Origin of the sequence: Carnobacterium funditum DSM 5970, assembly GCF_000744185.1 — a bacterium.
Classification (GTDB): domain Bacteria; phylum Bacillota; class Bacilli; order Lactobacillales; family Carnobacteriaceae; genus Carnobacterium_A; species Carnobacterium_A funditum.
In genome coordinates, this window is record NZ_JQLL01000001.1 from 1,230,296 (window position 1) to 1,253,444 (window position 23,149).

Sequence of the window (23,149 nt, forward strand, 5' to 3'; positions counted from 1 at the left end):
TTAACTTTTTTTCTTTTTAGGTTTCCCTTTTTTGGCAACGTCTTTGTAAAAGGGCTTGTTTTTCTTTTTATCATTGGAATTAGTATTTTTAGTATCTTTATCTTGATAACCTGTTTTTTTATTCGTTGACCCTTTTGATTGTTTATATTTGTCCGGTTTACGATTTCCTGTCTTCTTTTTATCTTTATCGCCACTTTTTTTCAATTGTGAAAAAGAATCTGCTTTCGGTGCATCAGGATCTGGTATTAGTTCAAAATCGATTTCGCGTGTTTCAGGATTGGCTTTGGTCACTCTAATTTCAACTTTTTGACCAATTCGATAAACAACTCCTGTACGTTCTCCGACTAACATCAGTTGCTCTTCAACGAAATTATAATAATCATCTTTCATATTGGAAATGTGGACAAGCCCTTCAACTGTATTCGGTAATTCAATGAACAAGCCAAATCTCAATACTGAACCAATGATTCCTTGGTAGGTTTCGCCTACCTTATCCACCATATATTCTGTTTTCTTCAATGCATCTGTTTCTCTTTCAGCATCTACTGCCCGACGCTCCATTTTAGAACTTTGGATAGCAATTTCAGGAAGCAATCCGCTCCACTTAGTTTTTTGATCTGAACCTGTTCCATTTTCACTATATGAACGAATCAAACGATGCAAGATCAAATCAGGATAACGTCGGATGGGTGATGTGAAATGAGAATAATAGTCAGCAGCTAATCCGTAATGTCCTAGAGGCTCAACATCATATTTCGCTTGCTTCATACTGCGTAACATCATTGTTGAGATAACCGTTTCTTCAGGTTTACCTGCTACACTTTTCAAAACTTTCTGTAAATTTTTTGGTGATACATTTTCACTTAGTCCTGTTACGGAGATACCAAATGCCGTCACAAATTCCATAAATCTTTGCATCCGATCACTATCAGGCTGTTCATGGACGCGGTAAATCATTGGAACTTTCATACGTGTGTAATGTTCTGATACCGTTTCGTTGGCTGAAAGCATGAAGGACTCAATGATTCGCTCACCAATGCCTCTTTCACGTAAAACAATATCTAAGGGATGTCCTTCTGGATCGACAATAATCTTGGCTTCTGGAGATTCGAAATCAATCGCTCCTCGAGTTTTTCTGCTGCCTTCTAAAATCTTATGCAACTCGGCCATTTCTTCAAACATTGGTACAAGGTCTTCGTTTTCTTTGCGAACTGTCTCATCTTTATCCATGATTATTTGATTTACTTGTGTGTAGCTCATCCGACGATAAGAACGAATGATACTTTGGAAGATATCGTGCTTCACAACTTTACCAGTTGCATCAATTTCCATTTCACAACTCATTGCTAATCGATCTTCATTTGGATTCAAAGAACAGATGCCATTTGATAAGCGATGTGGCAACATAGGAATAACTCGATCGGTTAGGTAAACACTGGTTGCTCGATCGTAAGCTTCCATATCTAACGGGCTATTTTCTGTTACATAATAAGATACATCTGCAATATGAACACCTAACTTAAAGTTACCATTTTCTAGTTTTTTAACGGTTACCGCATCATCCAAATCTTTAGCATCTTCGCCATCGATTGTGACGACTATTTCATCACGTAAATCACGACGGTTATCCATATCTTTTTCAGTTATTTTATCTGGCACTTCATTTGCTTGGGTCATCACTTCATCAGGGAATTCAGTTTGAATACCGTGTTTATAAACAATCGTTAAAATATCAATACCCGGATCATTTTTGTGTCCGATAATGGATTTGACAATTCCTTGCATACTTCTAGGAAACTCGCCGTCTGGATACAAGGTTATTTCTACCAAGACAATCGCTCCATCAACTGGTTTGATTCCTTTTTCTTCAATAAATACCCTGAAATCAGTTAATTTTTTATCTTTTGGTTCAATATAGCCATATAACCCAGTTTCTTCAACGCCTTCTTCGGTATAAGCAAAAAATTCTCCAACTAGTTGAGTGAATTTGCGTTCTATAATCGCTTTAACACGTCCTTCAGCACCTTTATCAAACCAAGGCTCAGCTGGACGAATAATATCCACCGTAACAATATCTCCATCTAACGCGAAATTTGTTTGATTCATAGGGATATAAATATCATTTTCTTCATCTTCAATGGATACAAAACCAAACCCTCGGTCACTTGCTCGGAAAATACCAGATATAACCGCGTCTTTTTCCGCTAGTTTAAATTCACCTTTTTTATTTAGAAAAACAGTCCCTTCACGTTCCATTTCAGCTAATGTTGAAACAAGCATTTTAAAATCAGCTGAACTAGTTAGTGCCATTCCTTCACTTATTTTTTTCACTTTAAAAGCTTTTTGTTCTTGCCCATTCATATACACTAAGATAGCTTCTTTTATTGTTTGATTATTTTTCATTCATTTTACTCTCCATTCCAATTCAAATCAGATAGGAAATGTAGTACATCATTTTCTAACTCTCTTCTATCTACACCTACTGTAATGACATGTGTACTATTTTCATACCAGTTGAAATCTACTTTTGCGTGTATCAGTTTATTTTTAAATTTCACCGCAACTTGCGGATCAATTAATTCATCTTGCCCAGCTTGAGCAATAAATACAGGTTTTGTTATCTTTTCATAAGTTGGTTCCATTGAAGAAACCATTGAAGAAATAGCAGCTAATTGTTGATTGAGCTTTTCTTCAACTATTACCATACGAGATTCTATACTTTCATCTGTTTGTCCAGCTAGTTTTTTTACGTGTCTTACATACCGTAAAAAGGAAGGACGTAAATTACTTTCCTCGTCATTTATCGTTGGCGAACAAAATGTACCGCTTGCTAAAATAGATTCTGTGGTCATTATGTTGGTTGCTATCACGCCACCCAATGACAAGCCAAAGACAGCAACTTGTTGGTATCCTTTTTCTGCCAAAAACTGTAAGGCCTCTTTTGCATCTTGTATCCAGTCTGCAGGAGTCGCTGCCAAGATGTCTTCTGGATCAAATGTACCGTGTCCTTTAAACATCGGTGCATATACAGTATAGTTTTCTTTTTCCAAAGCACGTCCCATCATTCTAACATCATTTGGGCTTCCTGTGTACGCATGCATCAATAAAACTGCTTCAGGCCCCTTTTCAAAAAAAAATGGTTGCGGTAGTGTTTGTTTAACCATTGTGAAATCTCCTCCTGTGACAATTCCTATTACTTTCTATTTTACTTTATATTTCACTATTTTCATACCCATACACTGTCGAAACATACATTTACTCTTTACTCTTGTTTTTTATCCCTATTTTTTAAATTTTAAAAAAAACTAGCACTATAAAACCATTTCTCTGGCTCTATATTACTAGTTTTTCATGAAACTTTATCATTCGTTTTATTTGTTTAAGCCTTCATGAATTTTTGTTAGATTCCATTCCATCATATCGTAATAACTATCTCCATTTTCTCCTTCTCTTGCAATAGAGTCAGTAAAAACAGTTTCGTAAATAGGAATACCGGTTTCTTTTGATACGCTTTGCATACTTCTTTTATCCACACTTGTTTCTACAAATAAAGAGGGAATATTGCTTTCTCTTACTGTATCAATGATTGTACTCATTTGTTCTGGTGTGCCTTGACTTTCTGTGTTAATTTCCCAAATATAATCACTTGTTACCCCGTAAGCTGCAGAGAAATACTTAAATGCTCCTTCACTAGTGACAAGTAATTTTTGATCTTCAGGGATATCTTTAAATTCTTTTTTTGCTTGAGTATCTAATACGGTTAATTTTTCAATATAGGCTTCTGCATTTTTTTTGTATGTTGCTTTATTATCTGGGTCTTTTTCTTCTAAGACTTTACTAATATTTTTAACATACCTAATTCCATTGCTAATATCTAACCATGCATGAGGATTTTGTTCGGATTCTTTTCCTTTTGAAGTTAAGAACATAGGTTTAACACCTTCACTAGTAGAAAAATAATCTTGTCCTTCTACTTTTTTTGATGTTTCCATTAACTTAACAAACCACCCGTTTCCACCCGTTTCAAGATTTAAACCATTATAAAATATCACATCTGCATCCGTTGACTTTTCAATATCTGCTGGCAAGACTTTATAATGATGTGGATCTGTCCCAACTGGAACGATACTGTGCAAATCAATCTTATCACCTGCTACATTTTTAATCATATCAGCCAAGATAGAATTCGTTGCCACAACTTGCAATTTTTCGCTTTTTGCTACTTCTTTCTCATTGCTACAAGCAGATCCTAAGACAGCTAAAAATAGTAGTACCGTAATAATTTTCAACTTTTTCATTTTAGGGCCTTCCTTCTCTTTATTAGTAGATTTTGTTTTGGCGAAAATAAAAAGGCAATGATAAAGAATACTGTTGTTGTTAATACTATTGCAGCACCAGAAGCCAAATTATAAGAATAACTTAGGAATAAACCGACAACAGCACTAATTACTCCAATTGTAGAAGCAATAACAATCATAATGGAAAGTCTGTTTGATAATAGATAAGCTGTTGCTGCAGGTGTAATCAACATAGCTACTACTAAGATGGTTCCTACTGTTTGTAAAGCTGAAACAGCTACTAACGTAAGCAATAACATTAATGTGTGATGAATTAAATGGATTTTCAAACCATAAGCTTGCGACATTATTGGATCAAAAGAACTGATAAGAAGTTCCTTATAAAAAATAATCACGAATAAAATAACTACAATTGCGATGATTACGGTAATAATCATATCGCTTTGTGTAATAGCTAGTACATTTCCAAATAAAATATGGTACAAGTCAGTTGAACTTTTTGCAAAAGAGATCGCTATAATACCCGCTGCAAAAAATGAACTGAATACAATCCCGATAGCTGTATCACTTTTTAATTTACTGTGTTGAGTAACCAAGCCAATAAGAAGAGCTGAAAATAGGCCAAAAACAGTTGCTCCAATAAAGTAATTTACTCCTACGATATAAGAAACGGCTACTCCTGGAAGAACAGCATGAGATATTGCATCTCCCATCAATGACATTCCTCTTAAAATGATGAAACAGCCAATGACTCCAGACACAATTCCGATAACGATAGATGTGAATAAAGCATTTTGCAAAAATTCGTATTTTGTTAATCCTTCTATAAAATTAGCAATCATTCGTCTTTAACTCCTTTAATCATTAAATCTCCCATAGAATCACCATATGCTGCTTTAATATTTTTAGTCGTGAATGATTCAGAAATGGGTCCGTAACTAATCAGTTTTTGATTTAGTATAATCAAATCATCAAAATAAGTTGTTACTTTACTTAAATCATGGTGGACAACAACAATCGTTTTGCCTTCATCCCTCAATTTTTTCAATAAATCGATGATGACTTTTTCACTATTCATATCGATACCAACAAACGGTTCATCCAGAAAAATAATATCTGCTTCTTGAGCTAGCGCACGGGCGATAAAGACCCGTTGCAACTGTCCGCCTGAAAGTTCTCCTATTTGGCGATTTTTAAATTCTTCCATTTTAACTTGCTTAAGACTATCAATTACTTTTTGTTTTTCTGTTTCTTTCGGACGATGAAAAAGTCCAAGTTTAGGAAATGTTCCTAGCAAAACTGTTTCCTCTACTTTTATTGGAAAAGTTAAGTCAATAGTATTTCTTTGTTCCACATAAGCTATATTTTTTCTCATACTGTCTAAAGGTTTGTTGTTAACTGTTGTCACTCCTGATGTTTTTCTTACTAAATCCATCATTCCTTTTATCAACGTTGATTTACCTGCTCCATTTGGTCCAATGATCCCCGTTATAGCTTTGTCTCTGATGGTGAGTGACACATCAGAAAGAGCTAGTTTATCTTGATAAGTAACCGTTAAGTTTTTTAAGTCAATCATATTGCAACGTCCTTTCTTTCTCTATTCAATTAATTATTTATACGCCCGGAATTATTTAAGGCATACCTAAACCTCGTTTGAAGTATAACTAAATAGAGCGATTTTAGCAACCTTTTTTGTTCAAATAATTGATAAATTTCACTAAATAGTGATAAAATATAGGGAAATGAAATGAGCTATTATTTGTAAGCGAATACTTATTCTATTGGTACGAGTGAAAAAAGCTTCTATATTGATTCCTTAAAAATTTCTTTCATTTTATAGAAAAAAAGATAGAAAAAAAGAAAGTCCTAAAAACAGATTTTTTCAATCTACTTTTAGGACTTTTTTAGTTTAACTCAAATTTATTTTTTATAAAAAAAGTTACCCATAATTTACTAGATAACTCCATACACTCGTTTAATTGGTCGACAAATAGGCTAATGCTAGCGCTATTACAAAAAAGGCAATTCCTAATACAACCGTCACACGCTGCAAAACAGCTTCGAAACCACGTGCCTTTTGTTTTCCAAATAATTGCTCAGCTCCACCAGTAAATGCACTAGCTGCATTATTTGTTTTAGTTGGCTGCATCACAACCACAATAATAAGTAAAACTGATACAATAAGTTCAGCAATTAAAAATGTGTCATACACGTTTAATGCCCTCCTGTCTAACGTTTCTCTTGCAACTTACTTTACCATAATGGACACTAAATTACCAGAAGAGTTTCGGCTTATTTCCTATCCGAAATTGAATCATCAGCTTTCTAAATCATGAACGAATAATCCACTCAAAAGTTTAGGTTCAAACCAAGTTGATTTAGGTGGCATAACTTCTCTGCTATCTGCCACATTCAGCAAATCTTCCATACTCGTCGGGTACATTGAAAAAGCCACACTAAACTTCTCGCTATCTACTTTTCTAGCTAATTCTTGCATACCACGTATGCCTCCGATAAAATCAATCCGATCGTCTGTCCGAATATCCTCAATACCAAAAATGGGTGTCAAAATTTGGTCTTGCAAAATAGAGACATCCAAGCCTTTAACAGGATCCTTAGATTGAACAGTAGTTTTAGCTTTTAATTCATACCATTCTTTATTTAAATACATTCCCATCGTTTTAGGCTCTTTCGGTTGAAAGGGTATCGTTCCTTTTTTTTGTATCTCGAACGCTTCTGACAACTTTTTAAAGTAATCTGATACAATTGGAACATTTACTACACGATTGTAATCCATAATGGCTAATTGTTTTTCAGGAAATAAAACGGATAAAAAGAAGTTGAATTCTATTTCAGGAGTGGCATCAGGAAATTGTTCTCGTCGTTTTAATGCTACTTTTACCGCTGATTCTGCCCGGTGATGTCCATCTGCAATATATAAAGAATCTACTTGTTGGGAAAACAAATTTGTCAGCTCTTCAATAGTTTTTTTCTTTTTTATTGCCCATACACGATGAGTTACTTCATGAAACCCAATAAAATCATATAAAGGATGATTGTTGGTTATCCAGTTTTGAATGATGTCATTAATGGATTGATTATCACGATACGTTAAAAAAATAGGACTCGTATTCGCATCTGCCGTATCAATATGGTTAATACGATCTAACTCTTTTTCAGCGCGTGTAAATTCATGTTTTTTTATTTTTCCATTTAAATAATCTTCTACTGATGTACAAACAACCAATCCCGTTTGCACGCGATTATTCATAATTAACTGATAAACATAAAAATGTTCTGTCAAATCTTTTATTAGCCATTGTTTTTCAATAAATTTTTTTAAATTATCCGCAGCTTTTTGGTAGACTACTTTTTCATATGGCTGCTGTTCTTTTGCCAAGTCTATTTCGGATTTATCAATATGCAAAAAAGACTTCGCATTCTGATTTCCTATCTCTCGAGCCTCTGTTGAACTCAACACATCATAAGGGAGTGAAACTACTTCTTTTACAAGTGCATCGTGAGGACGAATTGCTTTAAAAGGCCTTATTTGTACCATAGGAATCTTCCTTTACTGTTTGTGTTTATGTCTGATTAACCGGACCGTAAGGATACCATCAACATTTTTGATATCTTGACTATTTTTTCCTGCTTGTTCTCGTGATAAGTCTTTATTATCAATTAACGTATAGGCCTATGCTCCTCGTATACGATTAATAATATTGCTGATATTATCCTCCAAACTAATAGACATCTGACCAACCCTATTGGTCACATTGCGATTCACAATGGCTAGCTGACTTATTATTTACACGTTCTCCTCTAGAAAAATTTAATAATACACAACCTTTTTTAATTTTACCTAACTGCTCTGCATCAAATAATTTTTTAGTTTCTTTCAGTAAAGGAGCATGAACAGTGATGTAATCGGATATTTCCAACACTTCTTCCAATGAATGGACGCGTTTGACTCGTCTTGAAATTGTCCAAGCCATTTCTACGAAAATAAATGAATCTTAATCATCGCTCTAATTGAATGAGCTTAGAGCACTCACCCAAATAGCCCCTTCAATGATTGATTGATAAGCTAAAATAGATAAGTCAACATGAGTTCTTTAACCGTATTAGCATTTAGCAACTGGCGTGTTAAAAACAACAACACCTTGTCCAGGATAAGCCTCTACAGGAATATTATTCGTATCCGCTCCAGCTCTAGCTCTAGCAATTGCTTTTAATTTCTTTAAAAAAGTCTTTGCATGTAAATTTTCACTTCTTAATAAGATTGCATCTCGTTCTTCAGCTTAATTTAATTGATATTTTTCTAATCCAAACTTATCGATTTCCTCAGTTGCGATAGCGTTATACGTTTTTATATCTATCCTATGGTCATCCTTTTGTTATCTTTTTTTCAAATTGTTGCATAAATAAAATGAGTGCTTGAACCCCTTCCAATGGAAAAGCGTTGTACAAGCTAGCACGCATCCCACCAACTGAACGATGACCTTTCAAGTTTACAAATCCTGCTAATTCTGCTTCTTTAATAAATTGTTTATCTAGCTCATCATTATCTGTAACAAATGGGATATTTGTCAATGAACGCGAAGATTTTTCTACTGGCGCACGAAAAAGAGCAGATTCATCAATTGCTTTATAAAGTAACGTTGATTTTTCTCGGTTTATTTTTTCTATCGCTGCCACTCCACCTAAATCTTTTAGCCATTCTAGCACTAATTTTGCTGTATAAATACTAAATGTTGGAGGCGTATTATAAATTGAGTTGTTATCTGCTTGAGTCTTGTAATCTAGCATAGCTGATAGTGACTTATTTAACCCAATTAGATCTTCACGGATAATGACAATAGTTAAACCTGATGGTCCGATGTTTTTTTGAGCACCTGCATAAATTAATCCGAAATCTGATACATCATAATAACTAGAAAGAATGTTTGATGACATATCGGCTATTAATGGAACAGATCCTGTCTCAGGTAATTTAAAAAAGGCCGTTCCTTCTACCGTATTATTTGTCGTTATATGAACATAATCATTATCTTGCGCAACCATTGGAACTTCTGGTACGGCATTAAAACTTTTATCTTCTGAACTAGCGATCACTTCGACTTCTAATGAAGCTATTTTTTCAGCTTCTAAAATAGCTCTTTTTGACCAAAGGCCCGTATTAATATACGCTACTTTATGTTTAGCTAAATTTAATGGAATCATACTAAATTGAAGACTGGCACCACCTTGTAAAAAAAGAACTTCGTAATTTGAAGGGATCTCCATCAACTCTCGTAACAGCGATTCAGCATCATCTATGATTTTTTGAAATAAGGACGATCTGTGACTCAATTCCATTACTGACATACCACTTCCCTGATAGGAAAGAAATTCTTTTTGTATTTTTTTTAACACCGATTCTGGCATAGTGGCTGGCCCAGCCGAAAAATTATATATTTTTTTCATTCAAACTCCTCCTAATTAAACAATTTTAATTCTTTTAGTTTTTTAGTTTTTTAGTTTTTTAGTTTTTATAGTAACCACTCACTACTATTATTATGAAGGAAGATTGGTCCTACGTCAAATAACGTTAAAATAATAATGATAGAAAGTAAAAATAACGTTCGTATTTTTTACTCGCCAACGTTATTTTTTCCAACCGGAAAACTTTATATTCCTTTATAAAAAAAATTCCATAATCCCATATAGGGTGAGGAATTTTTTTCGTATCTCAACATTTTATTTTAGTGCCTATTTTCAAAAGTTATTTAAAATCATTTTATTTATAACATATTTTCTTTTTTTAAAAGCTCTATCATATGAGTTTTGCTATCTGATGCGACTTTACGAATTTCTAGTTCAATTCCCTGTTCATTTAAATAATTGAAATCCTCAACATCTTGTGCATTTACAGCAACAGCATTCGTAATCATTCTTTTTCCAGCAGAAAAACTCATTCCTCCAATGTTAACAGAATTAAATTTAACTCCACCTTCTACCACTCTTTTTACATCATGTGGGTTTGTAAACAATAACATCGCTTTAAAAATATCAAATTGCGGATTTTGATAAATAGCAATCATTTTATCTATTGTAATAACGTTAGCTGTTCCATCAGAAGGTGCTGCATGTTTCAACAGTGTTTTTCTTAGTGTATCTTTTGCAACCTCATCGCTTACAACTAATATACGATTTATTTTCAGTGTTTTGGTCCAAACTGTTGCTACTTGACCATGAATCAAGCGGTCGTCAATTCGTACCAAACGAATATCCATTACCATAATCAATCATCCTTATCTTTAGCCCATTCTATTGCTAATAACAGGAACTTCTTCTTCCTTTGTCAATCGCTTCGTGGCTATGTAAAACAAACTTTTCTAAACGAATATAACCGTCGAAAGAGTTTGCTTTTTCCGAATATTTTTATCCTTCTGTTTGTGTATCAAAAATTTTTAAGATATAGACTATTTCCGAATCAGGAATGACCAGATTTAATTTCATTTTCACCAAGGCATTCGCTTTAGATACTGCATCAAAATAAGGATTATTTTCTTGGTCCTCTTCTTTTTCTGAAGATAGAGCATCGTTTAAAAGTACCCGTTCAAGTACACCAGCTATGTGCATAATTAATCCGATTTTCAAACTATTACTAAAGGTTTGCTTCATATCTGTTTCTATTATTTGACTGTATTCCCAAAGAATTGTAATTAGTTTTTGAGGGTTCAAAAACGTAAAATACATGCCTAAATATTCTTCACATAATTCTTTTGTGTCAATCGATTCAATTAAATCGGATTCTGAATTTTGACTATCCAGCACTACTTGCTTAATTCGCTCTTTACCAAAAGATTGAAACAATTCTTCAAGTGTCAAATGGGGTACTTGAATCGTAGGCTTACTTACACCAGCAGTAGCTAAAATTTGATAATTTTCTGCTATTTTTTTAACTGTTGAGTTCATATCTAATAAAGAAATAGACATAACTTCAATCTCTTCATCTATAAAACTGGCTAATAATTCTTCAACACGTTGTTTGATTATAACGGCAGTTCCTTCTCCAGTTGAACAAATAGTAATAATCGCTTTTGGTTGATAAACTTTTTTATTCAATTCTTCCAGTTTAGAAGGATGTGGGTAATCTAAAAAATTACTATATCCTCTAAAATTTTTCAACGTATCATGAATTTCATCTAATGAGCTATCCATCAAAGAAATCTTTCTAGCTGCTTCTAATACAACAGGTGTCGTCACCATATCAATGGTCTTGATGGGAATATCCATTTCCCGCATTAACTTATTGCCAAAAGTAGTTAATGACCCCATATCCACTAGTAATAGAACCCCATTGCCTTCATTTACTCGTTGAACAGCATCTTGAATCACGTCATAGACGCGGTGGGGACTCATTTCTAATGGCATATCTACTGCAATAATATTTTGGACATTTAATAACTTCGTTACCACTTGAACCATACTTGTTGCCGTACTTCTACCATGTGCAGCTACAACTATGCCCACTTGACCGACTAGGTTTTGCTCTCTTAAAGAAACTAATAACATCGTCAAGTACCAACATTCTACTTCAGGAACAACGATTTGGTATTTCGTTTTGATGTGATCCTTAATCATCAATGCTACTGAATATTCTTTTTTATAATTAGAAATTAAATTTTCTAATTCTTTATTTGTTTTAGTTTGAACAACACCTTCTTTAGAACGTTTAATGAAGGAACTCAAATGCAAACTCATCGCATATAAAAAATTATCCTTAAAAAGATATTCTAAATGTTCTTCTGCCATTGCCCGGATTTCTTTAGTTAAAGTAATGATTTCTTGATCGACAATATCCTTTAGGCTTTTTTCATTATCAAAGTTTAATTTATTAGTTTTATAGAATGATTTCAGATGTAAGTTGATATCTGTTGTGATGAAGTTTTCGATATTTTCTGCATTCACACCTTCAGCTTTTAATAATGCCGCTTTATCTCCTATAATTTCATATAAATTAAAAGGTAATTCATAGGTATCTTTTTCTAAAATATAGACAGGATTATCAGGATGCAATACCAATCTCGGCTCTAAATAATTAGAAATTTCATTCAATTCTTCACGATGCTTAGCTAAATTGATTAACCCATCTTGTAATACAGGAGTTAAATCATCCATGACAATTAGCACTTCTTTATGATTATCCATACTATTTAAAAAGCCTTTAGCACAAGCTAACTGAACATTAGATTTCAATTGCCCGACGTTCCCATAAGTTACACTTCCTAGTAATGCTTTAACTACATTCTCATCTACTACGATTCGCTTATTGATTCGTTTAGCTTCAATGGATAAAAGTAATTTTACTAATTGGACGCGTTCTTTAGGTGGACGATCATTAAAGGAAGGCAGTTGAATCGTGATGGGTATTCGTCGTACAAACGTTTTTAACAGTGCTGAATCTGGATCTTCTGTTGTGGCACAGATAATGCGGACATTGGCTGTTAAACGTTCTTCTGTGTCACCCATTCGCTGAAAGGTTCCATTATCCATGAAATAAAACAGCATTTCTTGACCTTCTGGTGGTAAACGATGAATTTCGTCTAAGAACAACATATTCTTGTCTGCTTTGAGGAGTAAACCATCCTTATCTGCCGTTGCACCTGTATAAGATCCTTTACTATGCCCAAATAGATGTGACATTAGCAACTGTGGATTTTGAGAATAATCAGCACAGTTAAAAATGACCATTGACTTATTTTTATCGATTACCCCTTTTGATTGAGAATATTCATACATGGCGTTTGCAAAAAAAGTTTTCCCAGAACCAGTAGGTCCAATAATCAGACTATTTAAACCTTTTGGAGGATAAAATATCGCTGCTTTGGCTTGTTCCATTTGATTCTTTAAACTGCCATTTGAACCAATCATATAATCAAATAAATTCTTATCTAATTTATTTTTTTCTTTCTTTCCTTGTTTTTCATTATTTTTATTTATTGCTGTATGCTCTTTATAAGAATTTACTTTAGTGGTTAATGGTTTCCAACTCAAACATGTAGTATCTACATACCTAACCGGCCGTCCATTTATTTTTACTATTTTTTCTTCACGAACTAATTCATTCAATTCTTTACTAACATTATTGCGTATAATATCCAAATGCTCCGCAACTTCAATGGTTGTTAAACCATTGCCAAATGCAATTTCTTCTTTGGTCAACTGTTCTGTATTTCTTTTTACATATTGATAAATCAAATCTTTGCGTTTCATCTGTTTCCCGCCTTTTTTCTATTATCACTATGAGTATACCACATTATAAAATGATACACTATTTTAATAGTGTATGAAATAAAAAAACCTTCGTTGCTCGGAATGGGTCCGACCAACAAAGGTTTTAGTTTTCTTGCTTTTTAGTTTTAAATAGGAGCTAAATGGGTTAACTCATACTTGTTTTAGTTTAATTATTTTTTTAGATTGTAGAAAGCTTTTACTCCGCCATATACAGCTAAGTCGCCTAATTGATCTTCAATACGTAACAATTGGTTGTATTTTGCAATACGGTCTGTACGTGAAAGTGATCCTGTTTTAATTTGACCAGCATTTGTTGCAACAGCGATATCAGCAATTGTTGAATCTTCTGTTTCACCAGAACGGTGAGAAACTACTGCTGTAAAGCCAGCTTTTTTAGCCATTTCGATAGCGTCAAATGTTTCAGTTAATGTACCAATTTGGTTAACTTTGATAAGGATTGAGTTTGAAACTCCCATATCAATTGCTTTAGCTAATTTTTCAGTGTTTGTAACGAACAAGTCGTCACCAACGATTTGAACTTTATCGCCTAGAGCGTCAGTTAATTTCTTAGTACCTTCCCAGTCATTTTCATCTAATCCATCTTCAATAGAGATGATTGGGTATTTAGCACATAAATCTTCGTAAATTTTAATCATTTCGTCAGCTGTTTTTTCGCCTTCGCCTGAATCAGCTAAGTCATAAACACCTTTTTCTTTGTTGTAGAATTCAGAAGAAGCAGCATCCATAGCAAGAAGAACATCTTCACCAGGTTTGTAGCCAGCTTTTTTAATTGCTTCGATAATAACTTCAAAGCCTTCTTCGTTTGATCCAAGGTTAGGAGCGAATCCACCCTCATCACCAACAGAAGTTGTTAATCCTTTAGCTTTTAAGATACTAGCTAATGCATGGAAAACTTCTGCTCCCATACGTAATGCTTCTTTAAATGTTGGCGCTCCAACAGGCATAATCATGAACTCTTGGAAGTCAATACTGTTGTCAGCATGTGAACCACCATTGATAATATTCATCATTGGAGTTGGCAAAGTTTTAGCGTTAAATCCACCTAAATATTGGTATAAAGGAAGATCTAGGTAATCAGCAGCCGCGCGTGCTACAGCGATAGAAACACCTAAAATAGCATTTGCTCCTAATTTTTCTTTGTTTGGTGTTCCATCTAAGTCGATCATTGTTTTGTCGATTGCCATTTGATCACGTACGTCAAAACCTAAGATAGCTTCTGAGATAATTTTATTTACATTATCAACAGCTTTAGTAACACCTTTTCCAAGGTAACGATCTTTGTCTCCGTCACGTAATTCGATTGCTTCATGCTCACCAGTTGATGCGCCTGAAGGAACCATTCCACGGCCAAATGCTCCGCTTTCTGTGTAAACTTCTACTTCGATTGTTGGGTTTCCTCGTGAGTCTAAAACTTCGCGAGCTAAGATATCTGTAATAAATGGCATTTATATTTCTCTCCTTTGAGTTTCAATAATTTTTACCTAGGACATCATATCCATGGCTTCATTCTAGTTGCATTTTGCTTAAGATGCAATGTTTTTCCATCAATTCTTACTTAATTTTTTTATAAAAAATTCTGATTCAACTTTATACTTTATTCTTATCAATGAGCTGCAGACTCATTCTAATTCTAATTGTGTACAAAGCCTACCGTAAATCATCATTAAGTTGACTTGCGCAAATCAACATTTCAAAAAATCAGCATAAGTTTATTCGATTTCTTCATTGCATCAAATCTTTACCTGTTATCAATCTACATTCTTAAGTTAAGCTGTGCATGATTTACTTTTGAATTAAACTTTCCCCAGTCATTTCTACGGGTTTTTCAAGATTTAAAAGATCTAGCATTGTTGGAGCAATATCTGCTAAACGTCCGCCCTCACGTAATGCAACTCCTTTTTTGGTTACAATTACAGGTACAGGAACAGTTGTATGAGCGGTATGTGGTTTTCCTTCTGGGGTAAGCATTGTGTCTGCGTTACCGTGGTCAGCAAAAATAATTGCATAACCGTCTTTAGCAACAATTGCATCAACAATACGTCCTAGATTTTCGTCCACTGCTTCAATCGCTTTAATCGTTGGTTCTAACATACCTGAGTGACCAACCATATCTGGATTAGCAAGGTTCAAGATGATAGCATCTGATTGATCTGATTCAATATCAGCTACTAAGGCATCCGTCACTTCGTAAGCACTCATTTCAGGTTTTAAATCATACGTTTCTACTTTTGGAGAAGGAATCAAAATACGATTTTCTCCTGGGAATTCTTCGTTACGACCACCATTCATAAAGAATGTTACATGTGGGTATTTTTCTGTCTCTGCAATACGCAATTGCTTCAAACCATTGTCAGAAAGAACTTCTCCAATCACATTTTTCATCGGGATTGGTGCAAATGCAACTTCAGCTTTAATGCTTGGGTTGTATAAAGTCATTGTAACAAATTTAACGTTTTGAGCTCTTGTGCCACGTTCAAAGTGTTCCCACTCATCGTCTGTAAAAGCATTAGACAATTGGATAGCGCGGTCTGGTCGGAAATTGAAAAAGATAATAGCATCATCACTTTTTATAGTTGCTACAGGCTTGCCATCTTTTTCAATCACTGTCGGAAGAACAAACTCGTCAAATTTCTCTGATGCATAGCTTGTTTGAACAGCTTCCATCGCACTAGTTGCTTTAACACCTTCGCCATGAGCGATAGCATTGTAAGCTTTTTCGACACGTTCCCAGCGCTTATCTCTATCCATTGCGTAAAAACGTCCAGAAACCGTTGCAATTTCGCCTGCTCCAATTTCTTTCATCGCTTTTTCTAATTGTTCAACATAGCCAATACCTGAATTAGGCGCTACATCGCGTCCGTCAAGAAAGGCATGAACGTAAATATTGCGAACACCTTTTTCTTTTGCTGTTTTTATTAAAGAAATCAAGTGGTTAATGTGACTATGCACACCACCGTCAGACAATAATCCAAATAAATGTAAATCTGATTGATTTTCAATCGTATGATTCATTGCTCCACTTAAAACTGGATTTACTTGGAAATCGCCATCTTCGATTGCTTTATCAATTCGAGTTAAACTTTGATAAACAATGCGTCCAGCACCAATATTGGTATGTCCAACTTCGGAATTCCCCATTTGGCCTGCTGGAAGGCCTACGTCTAGACCGGAAGCTTTCAACTGACTGTGAGGATAAATACCCATGTAGCGGTCAAAATTAGGCTTTTTAGCTTGTGCTACCGCATTACCCATGACTTCATTACGCCATCCAAGTCCATCAAGAATAATGATGGCTACTGGTGATTTTTTCATTATTTAATTGCCCCCAATAATGCTAAGAAAGAATCTGGTTCCAAGCTAGCTCCGCCAACTAATGCTCCATCAATATCTGATTGAGCCATATATTCTGCAATGTTTCCAGGTTTTACACTGCCACCATATTGAATACGTACAGCTTCAGCTGCTTCTTTTGAAACTTCTTTAGCGATTGTTTCACGAATAACAGAACAAGTTTCATTTGCATCTTTAGATGTAGATGATTTACCCGTTCCAATTGCCCAGATTGGCTCGTAAGCAAGAACAGATTTAGCAACTTGTTCTTTTGTTAAACCAGCAATTGCTGCTTTAATTTGCTCGTTTACCCATTCATTTGTTTGTCCAGCTTCACGTTGTTCTAACGTTTCACCACAACAAATAATTGGTGTCATACCATTGTTAAAGATGGCATGAGCTTTTTTGTTAACGTCTTCGTTTGTTTCATGGAAATACTCACGACGTTCTGAGTGCCCGATGATAACATAGTCTACCCCGATGTCATTCAATGCTGCTGGACTAGTTTCGCCAGTAAAAGCACCAGAATTTTCGAAATAAGCGTTTTGAGCTGAAATTTTCAACTCTGTACCTTTAGCAGCATTTGTTAATTCGTGTAAAAATAAAGTTGGTGCTCCGATAACAGAGTCAACTTTTTCTGCTGAAGGAATACTTGACTTAACTGCTTCAACAAAAGCTAAGGCTTCTGAAGCTGTTTTATTTAATTTCCAGTTGCCTGCAATAATTGGTTTACGCATAGAAAATAACTTCCTTTCATCTACTTAAAAATTGTCCTATTTTTCAGAAATTGATGCTACTCCTGGTAATTCTTTGCCTTCTAGATATTCAAGAGAAGCTCCGCCACCAGTAGAAATGTGAGTGAATTGATCGGCGAAACCTAGTTCCATAGCTGCTGCTGCAGAATCTCCGCCTCCGATAATAGTCGTTGCATCTGTTAAGTTTGCAATAGCTTCACACACACCAATTGTTCCTTTAGCATAATTTGACATTTCAAATACACCCATTGGTCCGTTCCATACAACTGTTTTAGCACCTTGTAATTCGTTAGTGAATAGCTCAATTGTTTTTGGTCCAATGTCTAGTCCCATTTGTTCATTTGGAATGGCTTCATGAACTTCATTAGGAACATCATTGCTAAACTCAGAAGCTGTGATTGAATCAACCGGCAAAATCAATTTGTCGCCGCCTTTTTCAATCAGAGTCTTAGCTAATTCGACTTTATCTTCCTCAACCAATGACTTACCGATTTCGATTCCTTTAGCAGCATAGAATGTATAGGTCATTCCTCCACCGATAAGAACTTTATCCGCTTTATCTAATAAGTTTTCAATAACTCCGATTTTATCACTAACTTTTGCGCCACCTAAAATAGCAACAAAAGGACGTTGGGGTTCATCAACTGCTCCACCAATAAATTTGATTTCTTTATCCATCAAAAATCCAGCAGCTGTTTCAAGGTTAGATGCGATTCCGACGTTTGAAGCATGTGCTCTGTGAGCTGTACCAAATGCGTCGTTTACAAATACGTCACCTAGACTAGCCCAGTATTTACCAAGATCAGCGTCATTTTTACTTTCTTTCTTGCCATCGATATCTTCAAAACGAGTGTTTTCGAATAATAGAACTTCGCCAGCTTTCAAAGAGGCAACAGCATCTTCTAATTCTTTACCACGAGTTTCAGGTACGAATGTTACTTCTTTACCTAATAATTCTCTTAAACGCTCTGCGATAGGACGCAATGTTTTATCCGCTTTGTCTTCTTCTGTTTTCACTTTGCCTAAGTGAGAGAAAAGAATCACTTTTCCGCCTTGTTCAATAATGTATTGAATGGTTGGTAAAGCTGCCTGAATACGGTTATCGTTGGTGATTTTACCATCTTTCATTGGTACATTAAAATCTGCACGGACCAATACTTTTTTGTCTTTTAAATCTAAATCAGTTACAACTTTTTTTACCATTGAGAGATCCTCCTCAATTCAAATTTTCTAATCAAAAAGAAAAGCAGGAAGCGCGCTGCTCCCCGCTTTTCAAAACGTTTTTATTGATTATTTGCTTAATTTAGCAAAATACTCTAACGTACGAACTAATTGTGCAGTGTATGACATTTCATTGTCATACCAAGAAACAGTTTTAATTAATTGCTTGTCTCCAACTGTCATTACTTTAGTTTGAGTTGCATCGTATAATGAACCAAATGTCATGCCTAAAACGTCTGAAGAAACGATTGCGTCTTCAGTGTAACCGTAAGATTCGTTTGAAGCTGCTTTCATTGCTGCGTCAACTTCTTCAACTGTTACTGTTTTGTTTAAAACAGTGATTAATTCTGTTAATGAACCAGCTGGTACAGGCACACGTTGTGCTGCTCCATCTAATTTACCTTTTAATTCAGGAATAACTAAGCCAATTGCTCTAGCAGCACCAGTTGTGTTAGGAACGATGTTAGCTGCTGCAGCGCGAGCACGACGGAAGTCGCCACCTGCGTGTGGAGCATCTAATGTATTTTGGTCACCTGTATAAGCGTGAATAGTAGTCATTAAACCTTGAACAATTCCATATTTGTCATTTAGTACTTTAGCCATAGGTGCTAAACAGTTAGTTGTACATGAAGCTCCGGAAATAACTGTTTCAGAACCATCAAGAATTTCATGGTTTACATTGTAAACGATTGTTTTCATGTCGCCTGATGCAGGTGCAGAAATAACAACTTTTTTAGCTCCTGCTTTTAAGTGTAATTCAGCTTTTTCTTGAGAATTGAAGAAACCAGTACATTCTAAAACGATTTCTACATCTAATTCTCCCCATGGAAGTTCTTCAGGGTTACGGTTGCTTAAAACTTTTACTTCTTTACCGTTAACGTTGAAAGAGCCATCTTTAACTTCAACTTCACCATTGAAACGTCCTTGTGTTGTATCATATTTCAACAAGTGAGCCAACATTTTTGCATCTGTTAAGTCATTGATTGCTACTACTTCCATACCTTCTACTTCTTGAATACGGCGGAATGCAAGACGTCCAATACGTCCAAAACCATTAATACCTACTTTAACTGTCATAACTAAATTTCCTCCTTTAGGAATCATAAAAAATTTATTTTAAAGGGTTATCCCTCTTAAAATCTGATTAGCGGCACCCTCATCTGTGATTAACCACGTCTGAGCGGGTACTTTCTTCATATGTGCTTCAATTGCTTTTGCTTTGGATTTTCCGCCTGCAACCGCGATTACGCTTGGTATTCGCGCAAGATCTTTTGATTGCATACCAATACGTGGAATTTTATAAACGACTTCTCCAGTTTGGTTATAGAATTCTCCGAAAGCTTCTCCAACTGCTGCTTTGTCTTTAATCAGAGCTAGAACTTCTTCGTTCATACCTCTGCGCTTTGCCATGTGTGTTGCATCTCCAATACTATAGAGAACACAATTAGCTTGTTCTACCAGATTCAGCGTTTTTTTGATTTCTGGCTCTTGTAAGAGGGGCTTATACGTTTCTTCGCTGACTTGTTCTGGTACATACAGAACGCGGTTCTTCCCACCAGTTCTCTTGGCCATCTGTGCACTAACAGCGTTAGCTTGAATATCCACTGATTCTCCAAGTCCACCTCTAGCTGGTACAAATATTAATTCTCGGTGATGAGCAAGACTTTCATCCATATGATTTGCAACTTCAGCCATTGTCGTACCACCCATAACCGCAATGATATTAGTTCCTTCGGGCAACAATACTTTCAAAGAATCCATTGTTGCTCGTCCTAATTCATCTTGAACTTTGGACTGCTCCTCAACATTCCCAGAAACAATTACGCAATGTTCTATTTTAAAATAAGCGGCTAATTGATTTTCTTTCTCTCGCATTCCTAATAATTGACCCATTATTACATCTAAATCATGGTAAACAATTTCTCCATTTGCAGTTAATTGCATCCCTACTTTAGACGTTCTAATCAAGCGTTGTTTTCTTAATGAATCTACTTCTGTTCTTAGTACACGCTCAGTAATACCCATCTTGTCGGCGAGTACTCGACGTCCAACAGGACCCAACAAGTAAACATTACGCAAAATTTGATATCGTCTTCTCAGCGTATCCATAATGTCTGGTGTTACTTTTTCGATAATAGACAATACATCCTGCATGAGTTCCCTCTTCCTCAGTGGGTCAACTAGCGGCCATGTGAGTCGTTAGGCGACCCTTGTTGACTAAAAAAACAAGAGATCTAAGTGAAACAAGACATTCAGTTAACTGCATGCTTTATTCTTGTTTTCCTCCGCAGTCTAAAATAGCACTGCTTTTGTCTCTTACAAGTTTTATTATATCATTTAGTCTTTTTACTTTCAAGCTTAAAGGGGTAAACCAACAAATATTATCCGCATTTTTTTAGCTTCCTTAAAGAATAAAAAATAAAACCACTCAGTGTGAGTGGTTTTATTTTTTATTTTCGTTCCCTTATCCAGGCTGCATAACTCCTGCAAAAGCTAACCAAGCTAACGCAGACTTAGCAACTAGACTTAAAATAATATAAGCACGTTCTCCATAAAGATAATTTTTCCATGGCCCAACCTTTTTATATTGTAAAATCATGTTTACTGGAAACAGATTGAAGAAAACAAAATAGGTGCCTGCTAAAGCATATACAAACCAAGGAACTTCAGCTGGATCAGCATTTCCAAATGCGTATAATAAAATAACTACCCATGGAACGAAACCAGCGATTGTTCCAAAAACAAACGACTTCCAATCTGTTGACTTTCTATAATAAGTCATTTCTTCCATCACTAAACCGAATAGATTCATCATAGCATTAAGAACAAATATCAAAATAAGTGAACCGATATCGTATACACCAAACAACATCGCTATTAACATGATCATTAATGATGAACTAATCGCATATTCATACCATCTAAAGCGATTCATATTTCTTTCTAAATCTTTATTATATATTTTATTTCCCCACGGTGTCACAATAATAAAATGTGCTAATGCAGAAATAAATAAAAATAAAGAAACCATGATTCCAAATGGCGCATTAAAAATTTCTTTTTCTTCGGTTAACAACCGCATTTGAGTTGTATCAAATGTTAGGAAATAAGATCGAATAGGAATTTCAAACTCAGCAATTCGATCAATAAAAATAGCAAATCCAAGCATTAAGCTTCCTTGAACTAAATGCAATAACCCCATGATGATATTAAATCTTTTTAACGATTTAAAATCTATTGCTTTGGCCATTAAAATCACTCCTCATTTTTTTAGTTACACCAGAATAGTCATTAGACTATCCCAACCTGCTACTCATGTTGCTAGTGTATTATTATTGTACTCTTTTTTTATAAATAGTACTATTTATATCCTTCGATATTTAACTGTTTATATCCTTTAATGTTTAATACTATTATCTTTTTCATTATCAAAAAAAGACAGCAAAAGTCTTTAGCTCTTACTGTCTGATCATTGTATATTTATTCAACTGATTTTAATTTATCCTCAATTAATGTTTGCAGTTCATCTACTGTAATGTGTTCATCAAAAATTTCTTCGCCAATGAAAACAGTCGGAACAAGCTCCACAATAGATCGGTTCGCTTCTTCAATGATTCCATTTATTTCTTTTTCATTGGTTTGTAACGCTATGTCTCGCTTATCTTCAGCATAAGCTGCAATTTCACCCAAGCTTTTTAAGCTACCCCATTCATCTTGATTTTCATAAAAATACTCAATTTCTGCTAAAGCTGCTTTAGGATTCGAATAATCTAAATAACGATGAATCACATTACCTTTCTCCAAATGTGGCGTTTCTTTATTGAAGTGTTTGATAACGCGTTGAACTTTTCCTTCTTCAACATATTTAGCTAAAAGTTCTTTTGAATCATCATGCCATTTCTTACAGAAAGGACAACTCAAGTTAATAAATTCTATGACTTTTACAGGTGCTTTGGGATCCCCAATTTTTAATCCGTAAACGGTATCTACTTCACTTGCTTTTATTTTACTAATATCCATTATAAAATCCCCTTTGCTCTTCAGTACTTAATAGTATAAAGAAAATTCGAAAAAATTGTTGCTTTTTTGATTGCACTTTTAAAATTAATCCTTCTTATCCTCAATTATTCATAGCTTTTTTACAGGGCTGCTTTTATCATTATTGAAGAAATAAATTTTTAGTGGTTTTCTATAAAAACATGACCTATTCAGGCTTTCAGGCTTATAGTAGCAGTAAATAAA

The 23,149-nt window shown here is 34.8% G+C and carries 19 protein-coding genes and 1 pseudogene; all 20 read right to left on the reverse strand.

The window, feature by feature from the left end:
- Positions 1–2,403, reverse strand: coding sequence for a ribonuclease R (rnr, locus tag BR44_RS05675; protein ID WP_034551132.1), 2,403 nt, complete (start codon positions 2,401–2,403; stop codon positions 1–3).
- Positions 2,404–2,408: 5 nt separating this feature from the next.
- Entirely contained in the window at positions 2,409–3,164 is a 756-nt protein-coding gene (locus tag BR44_RS05680) for an alpha/beta hydrolase (RefSeq protein WP_034551133.1), read from the reverse strand.
- 207 nt (positions 3,165–3,371) lie between these two features.
- The gene (gene efaA, locus BR44_RS05685; RefSeq protein WP_034551135.1) at positions 3,372–4,298 is read right to left on the reverse strand and encodes an Mn/Fe ABC transporter substrate-binding lipoprotein EfaA; all 927 of its coding nucleotides are present in this window, start codon (positions 4,296–4,298) and stop codon (positions 3,372–3,374) included.
- Positions 4,295–5,140 carry a metal ABC transporter permease gene (locus tag BR44_RS05690; RefSeq protein WP_034551137.1) on the reverse strand — a complete coding sequence of 282 codons (846 nt, stop codon included), beginning with the start codon at positions 5,138–5,140 and terminating at the stop codon, positions 4,295–4,297. Before BR44_RS05690 ends, efaA begins: the two co-directional genes overlap by 4 nt.
- Positions 5,137–5,874 carry a metal ABC transporter ATP-binding protein gene (locus BR44_RS05695; RefSeq protein WP_034551139.1) on the reverse strand — a complete coding sequence of 246 codons (738 nt, stop codon included), beginning with the start codon at positions 5,872–5,874 and terminating at the stop codon, positions 5,137–5,139. Before BR44_RS05695 ends, BR44_RS05690 begins: the two co-directional genes overlap by 4 nt.
- A 399-nt stretch (positions 5,875–6,273) precedes the next feature.
- Positions 6,274–6,510 (reverse strand): preprotein translocase subunit SecG, encoded by a 237-nt coding sequence (secG, locus tag BR44_RS05700; protein WP_034551140.1) that lies wholly within the window; start codon positions 6,508–6,510, stop codon positions 6,274–6,276.
- Positions 6,511–6,615: 105 nt separating this feature from the next.
- Entirely contained in the window at positions 6,616–7,857 is a 1,242-nt protein-coding gene (locus BR44_RS05705; RefSeq protein ID WP_034551142.1) for a DUF1015 domain-containing protein, read from the reverse strand.
- 205 nt (positions 7,858–8,062) lie between these two features.
- Positions 8,063–8,293, reverse strand: a complete 231-nt coding sequence (locus tag BR44_RS05710) for an NAD(P)-dependent oxidoreductase (RefSeq protein ID WP_034551144.1) — start codon at positions 8,291–8,293, stop codon at positions 8,063–8,065.
- Between the two features lie 107 nt (positions 8,294–8,400).
- Positions 8,401–8,587, reverse strand: a pseudogene (locus BR44_RS12165) (phosphoglycerate dehydrogenase); the annotation flags it as partial.
- Between the two features lie 97 nt (positions 8,588–8,684).
- Positions 8,685–9,764: a 3-phosphoserine/phosphohydroxythreonine transaminase gene (gene serC, locus BR44_RS05715; RefSeq protein ID WP_034551149.1), complete on the reverse strand. Its 1,080-nt coding sequence runs from the start codon at positions 9,762–9,764 to the stop codon at positions 8,685–8,687.
- Positions 9,765–10,081: 317 nt separating this feature from the next.
- Complete coding sequence (locus tag BR44_RS05720; RefSeq protein WP_034551150.1) at positions 10,082–10,579, reverse strand: mannose/fructose/sorbose PTS transporter subunit IIB; 498 nt, start codon at positions 10,577–10,579, stop codon at positions 10,082–10,084.
- Between the two features lie 142 nt (positions 10,580–10,721).
- Positions 10,722–13,559: a sigma-54-dependent transcriptional regulator gene (locus BR44_RS05725; RefSeq protein ID WP_034551152.1), complete on the reverse strand. Its 2,838-nt coding sequence runs from the start codon at positions 13,557–13,559 to the stop codon at positions 10,722–10,724.
- Between the two features lie 191 nt (positions 13,560–13,750).
- Positions 13,751–15,046, reverse strand: coding sequence for a phosphopyruvate hydratase (gene eno / locus BR44_RS05730; protein ID WP_034551154.1), 1,296 nt, complete (start codon positions 15,044–15,046; stop codon positions 13,751–13,753).
- Positions 15,047–15,383: 337 nt separating this feature from the next.
- A complete protein-coding gene (gpmI, locus tag BR44_RS05735) occupies positions 15,384–16,913 on the reverse strand; it encodes a 2,3-bisphosphoglycerate-independent phosphoglycerate mutase (RefSeq protein WP_034551160.1) in 1,530 nt (509 codons plus the stop codon).
- Complete coding sequence (tpiA, locus tag BR44_RS05740; protein WP_034551163.1) at positions 16,913–17,668, reverse strand: triose-phosphate isomerase; 756 nt, start codon at positions 17,666–17,668, stop codon at positions 16,913–16,915. Before tpiA ends, gpmI begins: the two co-directional genes overlap by 1 nt.
- A gap of 36 nt (positions 17,669–17,704) precedes the next feature.
- On the reverse strand, positions 17,705–18,889 hold the full coding sequence (locus BR44_RS05745) for a phosphoglycerate kinase (RefSeq protein WP_034551164.1): 1,185 nt from the start codon (positions 18,887–18,889) through the stop codon (positions 17,705–17,707).
- Between the two features lie 87 nt (positions 18,890–18,976).
- Positions 18,977–19,984: a type I glyceraldehyde-3-phosphate dehydrogenase gene (gene gap, locus BR44_RS05750; protein WP_034551166.1), complete on the reverse strand. Its 1,008-nt coding sequence runs from the start codon at positions 19,982–19,984 to the stop codon at positions 18,977–18,979.
- 39 nt (positions 19,985–20,023) lie between these two features.
- Positions 20,024–21,061 (reverse strand): sugar-binding transcriptional regulator, encoded by a 1,038-nt coding sequence (locus BR44_RS05755; RefSeq protein WP_034551168.1) that lies wholly within the window; start codon positions 21,059–21,061, stop codon positions 20,024–20,026.
- A 310-nt stretch (positions 21,062–21,371) separates the two neighbouring features.
- Positions 21,372–22,157: a heliorhodopsin HeR gene (gene heR, locus BR44_RS05760; RefSeq protein ID WP_034551169.1), complete on the reverse strand. Its 786-nt coding sequence runs from the start codon at positions 22,155–22,157 to the stop codon at positions 21,372–21,374.
- A gap of 230 nt (positions 22,158–22,387) precedes the next feature.
- Positions 22,388–22,927, reverse strand: coding sequence for a DsbA family protein (locus tag BR44_RS05765; RefSeq protein WP_034551170.1), 540 nt, complete (start codon positions 22,925–22,927; stop codon positions 22,388–22,390).
- Between the last annotated feature and the right edge of the window lie 222 nt (positions 22,928–23,149).

Excerpts from the sequence above, each read along its gene's own strand:
- rnr (WP_034551132.1), bottom strand. The coding sequence starts at position 2,403 with ATGAAAAATAATCAAACAATAAAAGAAGCTATCTTAGTGTATATGAAT.
- BR44_RS05680 (WP_034551133.1), bottom strand. The coding sequence starts at position 3,164 with ATGGTTAAACAAACACTACCGCAACCATTTTTTTTTGAAAAGGGGCCT.
- efaA (WP_034551135.1), bottom strand. The coding sequence starts at position 4,298 with ATGAAAAAGTTGAAAATTATTACGGTACTACTATTTTTAGCTGTCTTA.
- BR44_RS05690 (WP_034551137.1), bottom strand. The coding sequence starts at position 5,140 with ATGATTGCTAATTTTATAGAAGGATTAACAAAATACGAATTTTTGCAA.
- BR44_RS05695 (WP_034551139.1), bottom strand. The coding sequence starts at position 5,874 with ATGATTGACTTAAAAAACTTAACGGTTACTTATCAAGATAAACTAGCT.
- BR44_RS05705 (WP_034551142.1), bottom strand. The coding sequence starts at position 7,857 with ATGGTACAAATAAGGCCTTTTAAAGCAATTCGTCCTCACGATGCACTT.
- BR44_RS05710 (WP_034551144.1), bottom strand. The coding sequence starts at position 8,293 with ATGGCTTGGACAATTTCAAGACGAGTCAAACGCGTCCATTCATTGGAA.
- serC (WP_034551149.1), bottom strand. The coding sequence starts at position 9,764 with ATGAAAAAAATATATAATTTTTCGGCTGGGCCAGCCACTATGCCAGAA.
- BR44_RS05720 (WP_034551150.1), bottom strand. The coding sequence starts at position 10,579 with ATGGTAATGGATATTCGTTTGGTACGAATTGACGACCGCTTGATTCAT.
- BR44_RS05725 (WP_034551152.1), bottom strand. The coding sequence starts at position 13,559 with ATGAAACGCAAAGATTTGATTTATCAATATGTAAAAAGAAATACAGAA.
- eno (WP_034551154.1), bottom strand. The coding sequence starts at position 15,046 with ATGCCATTTATTACAGATATCTTAGCTCGCGAAGTTTTAGACTCACGA.
- gpmI (WP_034551160.1), bottom strand. The coding sequence starts at position 16,913 with ATGAAAAAATCACCAGTAGCCATCATTATTCTTGATGGACTTGGATGG.
- tpiA (WP_034551163.1), bottom strand. The coding sequence starts at position 17,668 with ATGCGTAAACCAATTATTGCAGGCAACTGGAAATTAAATAAAACAGCT.
- BR44_RS05745 (WP_034551164.1), bottom strand. The coding sequence starts at position 18,889 with ATGGTAAAAAAAGTTGTAACTGATTTAGATTTAAAAGACAAAAAAGTA.
- gap (WP_034551166.1), bottom strand. The coding sequence starts at position 19,984 with ATGACAGTTAAAGTAGGTATTAATGGTTTTGGACGTATTGGACGTCTT.
- BR44_RS05755 (WP_034551168.1), bottom strand. The coding sequence starts at position 21,061 with ATGCAGGATGTATTGTCTATTATCGAAAAAGTAACACCAGACATTATG.
- heR (WP_034551169.1), bottom strand. The coding sequence starts at position 22,157 with ATGGCCAAAGCAATAGATTTTAAATCGTTAAAAAGATTTAATATCATC.
- BR44_RS05765 (WP_034551170.1), bottom strand. The coding sequence starts at position 22,927 with ATGGATATTAGTAAAATAAAAGCAAGTGAAGTAGATACCGTTTACGGA.